Raw genomic sequence first — 15,661 nt, forward strand, 5'->3', positions numbered from 1 at the left:
ACTTTGGCCAAGACCAAAGTAACCCGCCGTAAAGGCGGAAAGCGTCAGCCGTGCCACCACAAAAAAATGGACACAACCAAAAAAGCCCAAACCTACCCTTTCAACGCCTCGATACTGATCTCCCGCATCCGAAACTTCTGCACCTTCCCCGTCACCGTCATCGGAAACTCCTCCACGAAGCGGAAGTAACGCGGCACCTTGAAGTGCGCGACGCGAGCCTTGGCCCACTCGCGCAGTTCCTCTTCGCTGGCGACATGCCCAGGATGCAAGCGAATCCAAGCCACGATCTCCTCGCCATACTTGCTACACGGAATACCGATCACCTGCACATCGGCTACCGCCGGATGGGTGAAGAAGAACTCCTCCAACTCGCGCGGATAAATGTTTTCGCCGCCACGAATGATCATGTCCTTGCTACGCCCGACGATGCGCACATACCCATGCTCGTCCATTACCGCCAGGTCACCGGTGTGCATCCAGCCCTCGGCGTCGATGCTCTCGGCAGTGGCCTTGGGGTTGTTCCAGTAACCGAGCATCACGCTGTAGCCGCGGGTGCACAGCTCGCCGATCTCCCCTCGGGGCACGGTGGCGCCTTCGGCGTCGATGATCTTGTTCTCCAGCCGAGGCTGGGTGCGGCCCACCGTGGTCACGCGCAGTTCCAGCTCATCGTCCGGGCCGGTCTGCAGCGACACCGGGCTGGTCTCGGTCATGCCATAGGCGATCTGCACCTCGGCCATGTGCATCTCGTCGATCACCCGGCGCATCACCTCGATCGGGCAGGTGGCGCCCGCCATGATGCCGGTGCGCAGGCTGGAGAGGTCGAATTCATCGCGCTGAGGATGATCGAGCTCGGCGATGAACATCGTCGGCACCCCATAGAGCGCGGTGGCATGTTCCTCGGCCACCGCACGCAGGGTGGCCAGCGGGTCGAAGGCGTCGTTGGGGTAGATCAGGGTGCTACCGTGGGTGAGGCAGCCCAGGTTGGCCATGACCATGCCGAAACAGTGATACAGCGGCACCGGCACCACCAGGCGGTCGTGCTCGGTCAGGCCCAGGCTTTCGCCGACCATGTAGCCGTTGTTGAGAATGTTCTGGTGGCTCAGGGTCGCCCCTTTGGGGAAACCGGTGGTGCCAGAGGTGTACTGGATGTTGATCGGATCATTCGGCTGCAACTGCGCCTGGCGCTCGGCCAACGCCTGCGCGCTGACTTCATCGGCGCGGGCCTGCAGGTCATCCCAGGCGAGAAAGCCCGCCGGCGGTTCCTTGGCCAGGCTGATGACCCCGCGCAACTCAGGCAAGCGCTCGCAGTGCAGCTCACCTGGGCGGCTGCCCTGCAGCCCCGGCACCAGGCTCAGCAGCATGGCGTGGTAGTCGGAGGTCTTGAAGGCACCTGCGCAGATCACCCAGCGGCAACCAGCCTGCCCCAGCGCATAGTCCAGTTCGCTGCTGCGATAAGCCGGATTGATGTTGACCAGGATGGCCCCGACTTTGGCACTGGCGAACTGGGTGATGCACCACTGGGCGCAGTTCGGTGCCCAGATGCCCAGACGATCGCCGGCCTGTACACCCAGGGCCATCAATGCACGAGCGTGGCGGTCGACGGACTCGGCCAGCTCACGCCAGGTGTAGCGCAGCCCTTGGTGACGAACGATCAGGGCGTCGCGATCAGGGAAGCGCGCGACGGTGGCGTCGAAGGCATCGCCGATACAGTGAGTGAGCAAGGCCTTGTCCGGGCTGCCCTGGGAGTAGCTTGGCTGAGGCATGGGGGTTCTCTTGTTGTGCTGGCGTTTACCGATCGGCCTCTTCGCGGGTAAACCCGCGAAGAAGCCCACACCGACCTAGCGGACGAACACCTGGGTGGTGGTGATCGCCATGTCCCCGCCAGGCAGCTTGATGTTCTTCACCTTCTTCATCGTCTGCGGGTCGAACACCGCGATGTCGTTGAAGGTCCCGGCCAAGTACAGCTTGCTGCCAGCACGGTCGAACGCTACGCAATAGTAAGTGTGGTCCAAATTCGCAGCCTGGATCAGCTTGCGCTCCTTGATGTCATAGCGGGCCAGGCGATTGAGCACGCCGTACATCTGGTTGGGGTCCTTGGGCGAGCGCAGGCCGGTGAAGTACAGCTCGGTGAGGTCGGCGAACTCCTGGGTATGGGTCTTGCCAGTTTTCAGGTCCACGCTCAGGTAGCCATACAGCAGCGCGGCCTCGTTCGGGTCCTGCTTGGCGTCCTTGAACTTGGCCACGGTGTAGAGCATCGAGAACTCGTGACGGCCAGTCTGGTGCGGCCAGAAGTACAGCACGTCCGGCGCGCTGTAGCCTGGGCGGCTCCAGTTGCGCAGGGGCAAGGCCACCTCGTACTTGCCGGTGTTCACGTCCATCTTGTAGATGTCCGCCCCGGCCACGTACAGGCTGCCGTCGTCGCCGGCGCGCATCAGGTAGACCTGGCGCGGCATGGGGAAGTGGCGAACCGGCTTGGCATTGAGCCCATCAGCGGTGCGGAACACCTCAAGGCGCGGCGGCTTGACCACGTAGTGGTCGTTCAGGCGCTGGGTCGGGTTGACCGTGGCATACACTTCCTTGCCGTCGGGGCTGATGGCGAAGGAAAACATCGAGCGCCCCACCTCCCCTGGCACGTTGGACAGGTTGGCGTGGAAGGTGGTGCCACAGGTGTCCAGGTCGATGCCGTAGATGTCGCCGAAATGGTTGTTCAACACATAGGCGGTGCGCTTGTCCGGCGCCATCATCGCCGTGCCGGGACCGAAGGCATCAGGCATGCGGCAGGTCTTGTAGAGCGTGTCGCTGGCCACGTCCACCACGTGCAGGTTGTTCGGGTAGTTGGTGGCGATCAGGTACTCGTGGCCGGCCTTGAGGGCGGGCCCGGTGTCAGCGGCCTGGGCCGTCCAGGCGCCGGCACAGACGGCGGCGGTGAGCGCGAGCTGTGCGCAGAATCCAGGTTTCATGCGGTTTCCCCTTGTTGTTCTTGTCTGGCCGGTCACTTGTCTTTCGGGAATACGGTGCCCAGGTTGCGCCAGTCTTCCATCGAGTTGGTGGCCTGGGCGTTCCAGTCCTGGTAGGTGCTCATCATGTCCGGCACCTGGGCAGGCCACCAGCACGGGTCGGAGCAGCCATACAGGTCCGCCTCCATCGGCTGGCAGAGGGAGCTGACGCCGCCAAAGGCGTCCACTTCCCAGCCCGGGTCGGTGGTGGCGGTGCAGCCTGCCACCGCGCTCATGGCCACGACCTCTTCCACACGGTCTTCGGCGGCGGCCTGCTCAAGGATGCGGGCCTTGTTGTTCAGGGGCTTCAAGTGCTTCATGTCAGTGCGCCTTCCGCGGAGTGATGTAGCGATCGATGAAGGCCGGATTGGCGGCCATGATGCGGCTGTAGACCTCGATGCCGAAGTCCACCCAGTCGCGCATCAGTTCGCAGTAGTGATAGGTCGGGTGGGTGGGGTCGCCATAGCGCGCATAGCTTTCGTGGTAGCAGCCACCGGAGCACAGGTTGCGGATACGGCAGCTGTCGCAACCGGTGCCGCTGCGGTCCAGGCGCTGGGACAGAAAATCATTGAGCTGCGCCTGCTTCACGCCTTGGTGCACATTGCCGAAGGTGGGCAGGCTGGAGCCGGTGAAGCGATGGCAGAGGTTGAGCTCGCCTTCATGATCCACGGCCAGCATCTTCAAGCCGGCGCCACACGGCAGGGCCTTCTTGTGGCCCTCGTGGATATCGGTGATCAGCTGATGCAGGTTGGAAAAACCGATATTGCGATGCTCCAGTGCCGCCTCCAGGTAGCGCTGCCCGAGGGCTTTCATGTTCGCGAAGACCTGCACCAGCTCCTCGCCGGTCAGGTTGAAGCTGGCCATGTCGCCGGAGGTGACCGGGGCAAAACCCACTTCGGCGAACCCCAGCTCATTGAACAGGTGGTTCCAGATGGTCTCCACATCGGTGATGCCACGGGTCAGGGTCACCCGCGCACCCACCGGCCGGCTGTGGTAGCGCGACAGCAGCATGTCGACCTTGCGCCGCACCACGTCATAGGTGCCCTGCCCGCCCACGGTGATGCGGTTGCGGTCGTGCACGGTCTTGGGTCCGTCGATGCTCACCGAGAGGCCAAAACGATGGGCGTTGAGCCAGTCGACGATCTCTTCGGTCAGCAGCGTGGCGTTGGTGGTCATGATGAACTCGACCTGCTTGCCCGCCTCGGCGAAACGCCGCTCGCAGTAGGCGACCATGTGCTCGATCAGCGGCCGGTTGGACAGCGGCTCGCCGCCGAAGAACACCACGCTGTAGCGCTGCTCGTCGGGCGATTCCTTGAGCAGCATCTCCACCGAGGCCTCGGCGGTGGCGGCGCTCATCTTCTTGCCGGCCGAGGGTTTGTCCAGGTCTTCTTTGTAGCAGTAGGTGCAGCTGAGGTTGCAGCCGGTATTGACGTTGAGCACCACAGTGTTGAGCGCCGTGCGCTCGACCTTGCGCAGGGCGATCTCCGGCGTCAGTGGCGAGCCGTCGCTGACCAGCTCCAAGGCGATCAGCTCGCGCAGCGTGTCTTCGACGTCCTGGCCGGCGAAGCGCTGGCCCAGGCGCTGTACCAGCTCCTCGGCCGAGCAGCCCTGTTGGCGCAGGGTGTCGATGATGTCGCCGGTCACCGCGTCGGCGGCGAACAGCGAACTGCTGGGGATATGAAAGAGCATGCGGTCGGCATCCACCCGCACCTCGTGCAGGTTGCGTTCGACCAGGTTCAATAGTGCGCCCATGGCGACCTCTCGATGATTCTTCAGCCCGTTCTTGGATGGCACGCGCGACAACCGCCCGTCATGGCAACGGTGGGTTGTTCCAGCGCTGCACGGTGACGATCATGTGGCCTTCGCCCTTCTGGCCGCCGTCTTCGAGTTCGGCGATGACCTTCAGGTTGCCGGCGTTGTTGGTCATCATCTTGCGCTCGGGGTTGGGGCCGGCACCGGCCGGCATGAAGATGCCGTCAGGTTGCATCTGGCCTGCGAACTTCACGTCCTCATCCTCCACGGCGCGCTCGTTGTATGGCTCGACCTTCCACTTGGCCGGCAGGTAGCCGATACGCAGTGGCTGGCCACTGGCGTCCTTGCCCCAGGCCTCGGCCTCGAAGCGGCCTTGGACCTTTGGCGTGGAGCCGCCGTTCTCACCGATACGGGCGATGGAGAAGGCCGGGACCACCTTGACCTCCTCGACCTTGTCGTACACCGCCAGATTCACGCCCTTGAGCGCGCCGATGGCCACCTCGCGCTGACCCGGCGCGGCATCGGCCGCAGCCCGTGCCTTGACCCGCACCTGCGTCGGCGTGGACTCCAGCACCTCGGTCACCTCGACCCCGGCGCCCAATACCGGCTTGCCGGCCAGGCCGCTGCCGACCAGGGTGATCTCGCTTTCGCTGCCCGCCTTGATGAACGCCGGCTGCACCGCCAGCAGGCGTGCCTTGCCCTCCTTCACCGCGCTGAAGTCCAGGCCACGCTCGTCGTGCTCGGCCTCGAACATGCGGCCTTTCATCTCGCCATCGAGTGCGGCGAACACCTGACGCAAGTTGCTGTCGCCGACCTTCACAGTGCCGCGCCACTCGTAGCCGTTGTAGAGAATCGCCGAGCCGCTACCGTTGAACGGCGTACCGTCGGCGTAGGTGCCCTTGACCTCGACCTTGAAGGTGTCGTCCTTGTCGGCAGTCACGCTCATCACACCGCGCACATCGCCCTTGGCCAGCATGTGCCCGCTGAAGGCCCACTGGCCCGGCAAGGCATCGGCCTTGGGCCGGGTCTTGAGCCATTGGGTCCAGGCCGGGTTGTCGAGGGGGTAACGCTTGGCCAGGTCCGGGACCATCTGCTTGAGCGCGATGTCCAGCCAGTCGCGGTCGCGGGCCTGGGCTTGGTATTCGAGGGATGGCCATTGGCCGAGGTGGAAGTTGACCAGGTGTTCCCACTCCTGGGCCGGGCGACGCTGCAAGGCGACGCGGGCACCGGAGTGGCAACGGCCGCACATCTGGCTGGTCTGGTCGTCGAAATGCTCGACGGTATTGAGCCGGCGCTCCATGGCGTAACGCACGCCTTCGGTCTCGCTGGGTGCCAGACCTTGCTTGTCCGCCAGGTACTTGACCAATGTGCGACGGTCATCGTCGCTGATCTGCAGCCCATGCATCACCTGCATGCGCGCAATGCTCATCAGCCAGCCTTCGGGGGTCTTGCGCTGGTGACTGATGCGGCTGTAACTGTCGTTACCTTCGGGGATGTGGCACCCCATGCACTTCGATTGCAACAGGCTCGGGCCCTGCTCGGCCGCCATGGCCTGGGTGCTCAGCAGTGCGGCGGCGACCAGCGCCAGTTTGCCCGCATGCCGCCGGAGTCGAGTCGTCTTCAAGGTCAGACCTCCACGGTGTTGTTCTTATCGTTATCGCACGCTCTGATACCGCTGGTGCATGTGACGAGGGCTGATACAGAAAGTGTGCCAGCCTCCACAAAAGCCTTTGTTTTCAATACGTTGATTGATTTTTTCCTTGGGTTTCATATAGCCACCGGCGAACCGGAACGTCCCATTTCGCGACAGGCTGTTTCAGTGTGAGACACAGCTCTGGCGTCGGGCGCTTCGCGGGGCCAAACCCGCGAAGCGCCCGACCCGTTCCCACTGTTTCAGCACCGTCTCACCCCGTCTCAATGTGCAACAGCATAGCCCTTGGCAGTGGACCTCCACCCATTACCAAACCCCTGTCATTCAAGGCCATTGCCGCACCCGCCCGGCCTTGGCACGGCCATTGCGCAGGTGCCTCCACACTCCCATGACAAGAGGCACCGAACCATGCATTGCGAACTGCCCCTCCTCCCTGCCACCCGTGCGTTTCTCGAGCGCAAGCTGAAAATGCGCATCGGCGCCGATTGGCAGGACGCCGCCAGCGGACGGACCATGAGTTTTCGCAACCCGGCCACTGGCGAGGTACTGGGGGATGTGCCCTCAGCCGACCCGCAGGATGTGGACCGCGCAGTCAAAGCCGCGCGCCAGGCCTTCGACGACTCGCCCTGGAGCCGCCTGCGCCCGCGGGAGCGGCAGAACCTGCTGTGGCGCCTGGCCGACCTGATGGAGCGCGACGCCCAGGTATTGGCCGAGCTCGAGTGCCTGAACAACGGCAAGAGCGCTGCCGTGGCCCAGGTGATGGACGTGCAGCTGGCCATCGATTTTTTGCGCTACATGGCCGGTTGGGCGACCAAGATCGAAGGCAGCACGGTCGAGCCGTCCCTGCCTTTGATGCCGAACGAGCAGTTCCACGGTTTCATCCGCCGCGAGGCGGTGGGCGTGGTCGGCGCCATCGTGGCCTGGAACTTCCCGCTGCTGCTGGCCTGCTGGAAACTCGGCCCGGCCTTGGCGACCGGTTGCACCTTGGTGCTCAAGCCCGCCGACGAAACCCCACTGACCGCGCTCAAGCTTGCCGAACTGGTGGAGGAAGCCGGCTATCCGGCCGGGGTCTTCAACGTGGTCACCGGCACCGGCCTTAACGCTGGCGCCGCCCTCAGCAGCCATCCTGGGGTGGACAAACTGACCTTTACCGGCTCCACCGAAGTCGGCAAACAGATCGGCAAGGCGGCCATGGACAACATGACCCGGGTTACCCTGGAGCTGGGCGGCAAATCGCCGACCATCGTCATGCCCGACGCCAACCTGCAGGAGGCCGCTGCCGGCGCCGCCACGGCGATCTTCTTCAACCAGGGCCAGGTGTGCTGCGCCGGCTCGCGTCTGTATGTGCACCGCAAGCATTTCGACAATGTGGTCGCCGACATCGCCGGCATTGCCAATGGCATGAAGCTGGGCAATGGCCTGGACCCGTCGGTGCAGATGGGCCCGCTGATTTCGGCCAAGCAACAGGATCGGGTTACCGGCTACATCGAACTCGGCCGTGAGCTGGGCGCCACCATTGCCTGCGGCGGCGAGGGCTTCGGGCCAGGCTACTTCGTCAAGCCGACGGTGATCGTCGATGTCGACCAACGCCATCGCCTGGTGCAGGAGGAGATCTTCGGGCCCGTGCTGGTGGCCATGCCCTTCGACGACATCGACGAAGTGGTGCGCCTGGCCAACGACAACCCCTACGGGCTGGGCGCGAGCATCTGGTCCAACGACCTGGGCGCGGTGCACCGGATGATTCCGCGCATCAAGTCCGGCTCGGTGTGGGTCAACTGCCACAGCGCCCTGGACCCATCCCTGCCCTTCGGCGGCTACAAGCTCTCTGGAGTCGGTCGCGAGATGGGGGCCAATGCCATCGAGCACTACACCGAGCTCAAGTCGGTGCTGATCAAGCTCTGACGCGCACGCCGTTGCGGTCTGTTCGCGGGTAAACCCGCTCCCACGGGGTTTGTGTGAACCCCGCGAACAGGCCGGAGCAGGTAACACACACAACAAAAACAAACATGGAGCACACCATGAGGCACACACTCGCCTGCACGTTGGCCCTGCTGGCCGCCGCCCCTCTGACCCAGGCCCACGAACTCTACAACCAGGACGGCACCGTCCTGAACGCCGACCTCGAGGCGCTGTTCGGTATCTTCCACAGTGATGAAAGCTTCAACCAGGCCGGCAACCGCCAGCCGGGCAGCAGCGCCTGGCGCGAGGGCTACGTCAAGTATGGGCTCAGCGGTAGCCAGGCGCTGGCCGGCACCGGCACGCTGTATGGCGCCTTCAGCCTGCTCAGTTCCGCGACCTGGGGCGATGGCGATGCTGCCGGGTTGTCCTTGGGCGATGAGCGCCGCACCGCCGTCGAGGACGCTTACCTGGGCTGGCGCTCGGGTACCCTGTTCCCGGCCTTGGGCGAAGATGGTATCGATGTCTCCGGCGGACGCCAGGTAGTGACGTTGGGCGATGGTTTCCTGATCCAGGGCGACCCGGTCAATCTCGGCAACGTCGATCTGGGCGCCAACTTCGACCGAGGTGGCGCGTATTACCTGGCCGCACGCAAGGCCTTCGACCGTACCGCCGTGCTGCGCCTGGGTGGCAGCCAGGGCTGGCGAGGCGATCTGATGTGGCTCAAGTCCGACAACCACTACCAGGCGGACACCTCCCTGGCCGTGACCAACCTGGAGCATGTCGCCGACGCAGGTACCCTTGGCGTGAGCTGGATCCGCGGGCTGGACGTCGACCGTCGCTATGCCCAGATCATGGGCCTGGAGCACCGCGACGGCATGGACACCTACAGCCTGCGCGGGCGCGGCAGCCTAGGTGTGAAAGACTTGGAACTGGCGGCGGAATACGTCACCCAGGACCGTACCGGTGAGCGCGAGGACGCCTGGTACCTGGAAGGCAACTGGACCTTCTCCGACGTGCCCTGGTCGCCGACGGCCACCTACCGCTACAGCCGCTTCTCCGAGGACTTCGACCCGCTGTTCTATGGCGCCAGCCGCGGCTATGGCACCTGGTTCCAGGGCGAGGTGGCGGCCAACTATGCCGGGCCATTCAACAGCAACACCCAGGTGCATCACGTGGGGTTCAAGGCCAAGCCACGGGAAAGCCTGACCCTGGGCGCACTGTATTTCGACTTCGATACCCTCGATACCGACCAGGGCAATCTGGGCGGGCGTGAACTGGACCTGTATGTGGAATGGATGGTCAATGACCATCTCTTGATCAGCCCTCTGGTGGGGTTCTACAAACCTGAGCGCAGCGCCAGTGACGGCGGCGTACAGTTGGGTGGGCGGGATACCGGAACCTACCTGCAACTGCTGGTCGGGACCTTCTTCTAGCAACGCGCAGCTGCTGAGCGGCCCATCGCAGCTTCGCCTGCGATGGGCCTCAACGCTCTCACCGATACCCTTGCTCGGCCAACCACCGCCGCACCATCCCCTGCTGCTCCACAGCCATCCCGGCCAGTACCGACTGCAACGCCTCGCCCGCCTGCACGGCCCGCACCACCGGTGCCAGTTCGACCCCCTGCAGGTGCCAGATCCCCAATGGCTGGTCCCGAGTCACGACCACCTCGGCCTCCTCCACCAGGCCGTCGCGCAGCACCGGTCGGCGCGCCACCTGCACAGCCTGCCAGTGCGGCTCGGCGTGCATCGGCTGAGCGTCCGGCCACGCGCGGCGCCGGGCCCAGAACGTGTGCTCGGCACGGCCCTGCTCCTGGGCGTAGAAGTCCCGTCCGATGCGGGCAAAGCGCAAGAACAGTTGCTCGACCCGCGCTTGGTGGAACTGCCGCGCCAAGACGGCGCGCTCGGGCCGGCGCAACAAGGTATTGATCACCACCGGTGCCTGCAGCGCTGACGATAGCGACTGGAAGATGCCATTGCCCGACAGCGGGTCCACGGCCATGGCCGCATCGCCCACCCGGATCCAATCATTGCCCACACACTCGCCTGCCAGGATCGCTGTGCTGCTGCGGGCATGCACCTGGCAAGGCAGCAACGCCTGCTCGTCGAATAGCTGTGCCACCAGCGTCGACTGCCGACGCCGCGCGGCACAGTACGCTGGCAGCGCGGCCTTGCCCGGCAGGCTTGCCGCACCGGCATCGAGCGTGATCTGCCAGTAGCACTGCCCATCAGCCAGGCGTGCCATCCAGGCCCAGCCGTCGTCCAGGCTCTGCACCGCCGATGCCGGTTCCCCGGGCGCACCCTGCCAGCGGTTGAGCAGGCTGACGGTTTCCGGACCGCGTGATCGGTCAGCCGCCAGCGGTGCCTGGCGGCCACGGCCTTCCACCAGAAAATCGGCCCGCAAAACCTGGCCATTTTCCAGCCGTACCTGGTGCCCGTCCTCGTGCAGGAGCTCGCGCACCCGGCCTTCGATCACGGTCACGCCTGCCCGCAGCAGATCGCCACGCAAGGCACGGTCGAACGCTGGGCGGTCGAGCAAGTATTCCTGATTCAGTCGCAGATGCTCGCCATTCCAGAGCACTTGGCGCTTCGCCAGGCTCACCGCCTCGCCCAGCGCCCTGCCCAGACCGGCATGGCGCAGCCCCTCCAGCACCCGCTCGGAGATCCCCTCGACCGCGGCGAAACGACGCCAGTCCGAGACGACCGTGACGGCGTAGCCGAGGCGCCGCAGGCCCAGGGCCGTGGCCGCGCCCGCAGGGCCTGCGCCCAGTACGAGGATGCGCGGGTCAGCCATTGTAGGCGCCTCTGCGCTCAGGGCCGGTGAAAGCGGCAGCGTCGCGCAGGTGCGCCAGCAACCGCGGATGATCCATGTCCGGGTGTTGCTCCAGCAGGCGCGCTATCCGCCCGCTCAAGGCCGCGCAGGCCAGGCTCGCACCGGCCATGCCCTGCCCGCCGACATAACCGCCAAGGTCGGCCTGGCCGCTGCCCAGCCAGGACCACTGCCCTGGCGCACAGCGCGCATCGCCGGTGATCCGCAGCACGCCAGGATAGCTGGCCGGATACACCGGTCCACCCCGGGCGGGGCTTGAGGCGCACAGCAGCACGCCTGCCGCCTGTGCCTCTGCGCAGGCCTGGCGCAGCACAGGTCGGTCCTGATGCAGGCCGAGGCTCAGGTTGACCAGGGTCGCGCCCTCTTCCACCAGCCAGAGCAATGCCCCGGCGACCTGCAGGGCGCTGGTGCTCCACTGTCGATCGAAGACCTGGGCCATCAGCGTCGGCAACTGGCCTGCCTCCGATTGCAAGCGGGCCAACACCGCACTGCCATGTCCCAGGTGGTCGGGCACCGGCTCCCCTTCGCACAGCACACCTTCTTCGAGCCGAAAGCGCCGTGCCGCCACCAACGTCGCGGCCTGCTCGGGCGAGCAGCCGCTGTCGATCACGCCAATGCGCAGTTCAGTGGCCATGGCCGGCAACCTCCTGGGGCCTGACCTTGAGTTGGCCATCCTGCACCTGCAGGTGCAGGTCGGCATCGGCGAGGGTCGAGGCACGGTGGCTGATGAGGATGCGAGTGCGGCCGGCGAACAGCTGGTCGATGGCCGCGATGACTTCACGTTCGGTGGCTTCGTCCACCGCCGAGGTGGCCTCGTCGAGCACCAGGATCGCAGGGTCCTGTAGCAGCGCGCGGGCAATGGCGATGCGTTGCTTCTGCCCGCCGGACAACTGTTGGCCACGCTCGCCGAGCAGGCCATCCAGGCCCAGCGGCAAGCTTTGCACCAGGCTCTGGAGCTGGGTCAGACGCACCACGCGCTCAAGATCGGCCAGACTGGCCTCGGGCGTGCTGTAGGCCAGGTTCTGCGCCAAGGTGCCACGAAACAGCACGATGTCCTGGCTGACCACGGCGATACGTCGGCGCAGCGCCTGCAGGTCCAGCTCGCGCAGGTCCGTGCCGTCCAACAGGATGCGCCCGGCATCGGGGTCGTAAAAGCGTTGCAGCAGGTCGATCAGGGTCGATTTGCCCACGCCCGAGGCGCCGCTGATGGCAACCTTCAGCCCGCCCGGTATACACAGGTTCACCTCCTGCAGCACCGCACCCTGGCGTCCTTCGTGGGCGAAAGCCACCTGCTCCAGACGCAGCTCACCCGGGCCATCGGGCATGGGCTTGGGCGTCTGGGCCGCGTGCACCGCCAGCGGTTCCTGCTTGAGTTCCATCACCCTGCCCAGGCTCACCGCCATGCGCTGCACCGCCACGTACAGGCCCAGCAGGCTCTGCACCGGCCCCACCGCCATCCCCAGGTAGGTGGAAAAGGCGATCAGGGCGCCCAACTGCCAAGTGCCCTGGATCACCCACCAGCCGCCGACCAGAAACGCACAGGCGCGGCACAGGGAGGTCAGCGTCCCGGGCACCGCCTGGGTGAAGAACTCGGTGACCTGGACTTTGAGCAACTGGCCCATGTAGCCCTGGCCGAGCTGCTCCAGGCGCCTGGCCTCGCGGGCTTGCTGGCCCGCCGCCTGGATGAACTTCATGGCCGGCAAGGTTTCGACCAGAAACGACGACACATCCGTCGAACGCTCGCGCAGGCTGCGCACCTCGCGCTCGACCTTGCGCCGCATCCAGCGCAACCACAGCACTTCGATGGGAATCAACAACGCCAGCAACAGCGACAGTTGCCAGGAGAGCATCAGCATCAATGCCAACGCGCCGAGCAAGCCGATCACACTGGACACCGCCGAGAACAGCGAGTCCACGGCAAAGCGTTGGATCTCGGCGACATCGCCGTCGAGCCGGGAGAGGATATCGCCGGTACGCCGACGCCCGTAGAACGTCGGCGAGAGCTGCTGCAAATGCCGATAGAGGTCATCGCGCAGGGCAAACAGGATGCGCCCCGACAAGCGCGTGTGCAGGTAGCGGTTGATGCCCGCCAGCAGCGTGCCGAGCACGCCGGCCAGGATCATCACCGCAGCCATGTGCCAGAGGGTCGTGTAATCGCGCGCCAACAGACCCTCGTCGATCAGGGTCTTGACCAGCCAAGGCTGGGCCAGGGCCAACAGCGATGCGCACAACGACAACCCCAGCAGCATGGCGATGGCCCGCCGGTGCGGGCGCACGAAGCTGTACAACCAGGCCAGGGCCTGGCGCATCAGTTGCGGGTCGCTGGTTTCCACCAGCCGTGCGAACAGGCCGCCCATGTCAACTGCGCAGTTGCTTGAGCTTGCGGTACAGCGTGGCCCGGCTGATGCCCAGGGCTTCGGCGGCGGCCGAGACATTGCCCTGGTGCCGGGTCAGGGCCCCACGGATCAGTTCCAGTTCGTTTTCGCGCAAGCTGCCGGAGGGTGCCGCGCCGCTGGCCAGCTCGTCCAGCAGGCAGTCGGTGAGGTGCTCAAGGCTCAGCACCTGCTCACCTTCTTCGCGCATGGCCAGGGCGGTACGCAGCACCATTTCCAGCTGGCGGATGTTGCCCGGCCAGTCGAAGCCCTCGAGCAGCTCGGCCAAGGCCGGGTCGAGGGTCACGCCCTTGGCGCCGAACTTGTCCAGCAGGCCTTCGACGATGCTCGCCAGATCGTCCCGCTCGCGCAGCGCCGGCAGGCGCAGGGAGACGCCGTTGACCCGGTAGTACAGGTCCTCGCGAAAATGCTGTTCGGCCACCAGGCGTTTGAGGTCGCGGTGGGTGGCGCAAATCAACGCCACGTCGATCTCCTGCTCTTCGCCAGCCCCCAAGGGCGCCACGCGGCGTTCCTGCAACACCCGCAGCAGACGGGCCTGCAGGGCCAGGGGCATGTCGCCGATTTCGTCGAGGAACAAGGTGCCGCCGTGGGCCTGCATCAGGCGTCCGACCATGCCGCCCCGGCGCGAGCCGGTGAAGGCGCCCTCCCGGTAACCGAACAGTTCGGACTCGATCAGGCCTTCAGGGATCGCCGCGCAGTTGACGGCAACGAAGGGTTTGTCCGCGCGCGGGCTGGCCTGGTGCAAGGCACGGGCGGCCACTTCCTTGCCAGTGCCCGTCTCGCCCAGCAGCAGCACGGGCAGGCCATTGACCAGGCCCTGACGCGCCATGCGCAGGCCCCGGGCCAGACGCGCATCGCCACCGGCCAGGGCTTGCAGGGCTGGGGATTGGTTCGAGGCAGACGCCCTGCCGGGCGCTACGCTGACGCTGAGGTTGCCGTGACGCGGCAGTTGCAAGGCGCGGAAGAAGAACTCGCCCTTGGCGGTCTGCACACTACTCACACCGCCCTGCCACAAGCGGGCGATGAACGCCGGTGAGCGCTCGCCGAGCAGGTCGCTGCTGCGCCGACCGATCAGCGCCTGACGTGAGACCTGCAACAGTTGGCAGGCGTTGTCGTTGGCCGCCAGCACTTCGCCGTCCAGGCTCAGGGCCAACAGCCCCTGCCAGGCGCTGGTGAGGTATTGCGGGCGGCTGTGGAATGCCAGCACCAGATGCTCGGGGTGGCACAGGCCAAACAGCCGGCTTTCGATGTTGCCGGCGGCGAGCATGAGCGTGGAGAGGTTGTCCTGGGGTTGCGTCATCACCCCTTCGCGGGTGATGTCCAGCACGCCGATCACATCGCCACGCGGGTCACGCAACGGGACCGAGGTGCACGAGAACGGGCTGAGCCGGTCCAGGTAGTGTTCGCCGCAGTTGATCAGGGTCGGTCGTCCTTCGACTACCGCCGTGCCGATGGCATTGGTGCCGCGTAGCGCCTCGCTCCAGCAACTGCCCGGGTGCAGATCGCGCAGGCCTTCGCGGCCGAGCACATGGGTCTGCCCCTCGATGGCCAGGACGTTGGCCTGGGCGTCACCGAGGATGACGATGCCGCTCTTGCCCTGGCGCTTGACCAAGTAATCGAGCTCCGGGGCGACCGCGTCGATCAGCAGGCGGTTGTGTTCGAGCAACGAGCGCAGGTCGAGCCCCTGCCGGGTGCCCAGGCCCACCTGTTCGTCCTGCAGGCAGTCCAGGCCATGGCCGAGACTGCGGCGCCAGGAAGCATCGATCTCCTCGCGCAGCATCCCGGAGGGCAGTTCGCCCTCGTGGGCCAGCTTGAGCCGGGCCTGGCGGGATTCCTGCAAAGGGTCGGAGGCGTTTGTTATTGGGTATTGTCGCGCCATCGTTTACTCCAGCTGTGCCCCCACAGGGGAAGGGCTCCGGGACTTGTTGCAGTGTGCGTCAGAATACCCAGGCCGTCATCCGGTTGAGGTGGAGGTTGGCATAAAGCTTACGTTTACGTAAAGGCACTGACTCCCCGTTCACACCCTTATCGCGGATAAACCCGCCCACACAGGGATCAAACCCGCCCGGGCTCGGGTTGACCCCGCGAAAATGACGCCCCACCAGGCGCGCCCCAATTCCCCAATGCTGGGGGACTCAGCCCAC

At 65.5% G+C, this 15,661-nt stretch carries 11 protein-coding genes; 2 read left to right on the plus strand and 9 right to left on the minus strand.

The genetic code is table 11. The annotated features are described in order from the left end of the window. Window positions 1-92 precede the first annotated feature (92 nt). The 5 genes from HMPREF3173_RS19660 to peaA all read right to left on the minus strand — a co-directional run bounded on the left by HMPREF3173_RS19660 (window position 93) and on the right by peaA (window position 6,372). Window positions 93-1,763, minus strand: a complete 1,671-nt coding sequence (locus tag HMPREF3173_RS19660) for a fatty acid CoA ligase family protein (RefSeq protein WP_070575839.1) — start codon at window positions 1,761-1,763, stop codon at window positions 93-95. 75 nt (window positions 1,764-1,838) lie between these two features. Continuing rightward, window positions 1,839-2,960 (minus strand): quinohemoprotein amine dehydrogenase subunit beta, encoded by a 1,122-nt coding sequence (gene peaD / locus HMPREF3173_RS19665; RefSeq protein WP_070575842.1) that lies wholly within the window; start codon window positions 2,958-2,960, stop codon window positions 1,839-1,841. 32 nt (window positions 2,961-2,992) lie between these two features. Next, on the minus strand, window positions 2,993-3,316 hold the full coding sequence (gene qhpC, locus HMPREF3173_RS19670) for a quinohemoprotein amine dehydrogenase subunit gamma (protein ID WP_043214471.1): 324 nt from the start codon (window positions 3,314-3,316) through the stop codon (window positions 2,993-2,995). Window position 3,317: 1 nt separating this feature from the next. After that, window positions 3,318-4,748, minus strand: a complete 1,431-nt coding sequence (gene peaB / locus HMPREF3173_RS19675) for a quinohemoprotein amine dehydrogenase maturation protein (protein ID WP_043214468.1) — start codon at window positions 4,746-4,748, stop codon at window positions 3,318-3,320. Window positions 4,749-4,806: 58 nt separating this feature from the next. Further along, window positions 4,807-6,372: a quinohemoprotein amine dehydrogenase subunit alpha gene (peaA, locus tag HMPREF3173_RS19680; protein ID WP_070575845.1), complete on the minus strand. Its 1,566-nt coding sequence runs from the start codon at window positions 6,370-6,372 to the stop codon at window positions 4,807-4,809. A gap of 435 nt (window positions 6,373-6,807) precedes the next feature. Between peaA and HMPREF3173_RS19685 the strand changes: the two genes are divergently transcribed. Both HMPREF3173_RS19685 and HMPREF3173_RS19690 read left to right on the plus strand, forming a co-directional pair. Then, a complete protein-coding gene (locus HMPREF3173_RS19685) occupies window positions 6,808-8,301 on the plus strand; it encodes an aldehyde dehydrogenase family protein (protein ID WP_070575848.1) in 1,494 nt (497 codons plus the stop codon). 116 nt (window positions 8,302-8,417) lie between these two features. Continuing rightward, a complete protein-coding gene (locus HMPREF3173_RS19690; protein WP_070575851.1) occupies window positions 8,418-9,731 on the plus strand; it encodes an alginate export family protein in 1,314 nt (437 codons plus the stop codon). A 58-nt stretch (window positions 9,732-9,789) separates the two neighbouring features. Here HMPREF3173_RS19690 and HMPREF3173_RS19695 read toward each other — a convergent pair whose 3' ends face one another. Genes HMPREF3173_RS19695 through HMPREF3173_RS19710 form a run of 4 tightly spaced genes read right to left on the minus strand, consistent with a single transcriptional unit; the run spans window position 9,790 to window position 15,396 of the window. Continuing rightward, window positions 9,790-11,088 (minus strand): flavin-dependent monooxygenase QhpG, encoded by a 1,299-nt coding sequence (locus HMPREF3173_RS19695; RefSeq protein ID WP_070575856.1) that lies wholly within the window; start codon window positions 11,086-11,088, stop codon window positions 9,790-9,792. Further along, window positions 11,081-11,758: a subtilisin-like serine protease QhpE gene (locus tag HMPREF3173_RS19700; RefSeq protein WP_070575858.1), complete on the minus strand. Its 678-nt coding sequence runs from the start codon at window positions 11,756-11,758 to the stop codon at window positions 11,081-11,083. The genes HMPREF3173_RS19695 and HMPREF3173_RS19700 overlap by 8 nt, the downstream gene beginning before the upstream one ends. Continuing rightward, window positions 11,748-13,481 carry an ABC transporter ATP-binding protein gene (locus tag HMPREF3173_RS19705; RefSeq protein WP_070575860.1) on the minus strand — a complete coding sequence of 578 codons (1,734 nt, stop codon included), beginning with the start codon at window positions 13,479-13,481 and terminating at the stop codon, window positions 11,748-11,750. The genes HMPREF3173_RS19700 and HMPREF3173_RS19705 overlap by 11 nt, the downstream gene beginning before the upstream one ends. A 1-nt stretch (window position 13,482) precedes the next feature. Then, window positions 13,483-15,396 (minus strand): sigma-54-dependent Fis family transcriptional regulator, encoded by a 1,914-nt coding sequence (locus HMPREF3173_RS19710; RefSeq protein WP_070575862.1) that lies wholly within the window; start codon window positions 15,394-15,396, stop codon window positions 13,483-13,485. Between the last annotated feature and the right edge of the window lie 265 nt (window positions 15,397-15,661).

Source organism: Pseudomonas sp. HMSC08G10 (assembly GCF_001808425.1).
GTDB classification, from domain to species: Bacteria; Pseudomonadota; Gammaproteobacteria; order Pseudomonadales; family Pseudomonadaceae; genus Aquipseudomonas; species Aquipseudomonas guariconensis.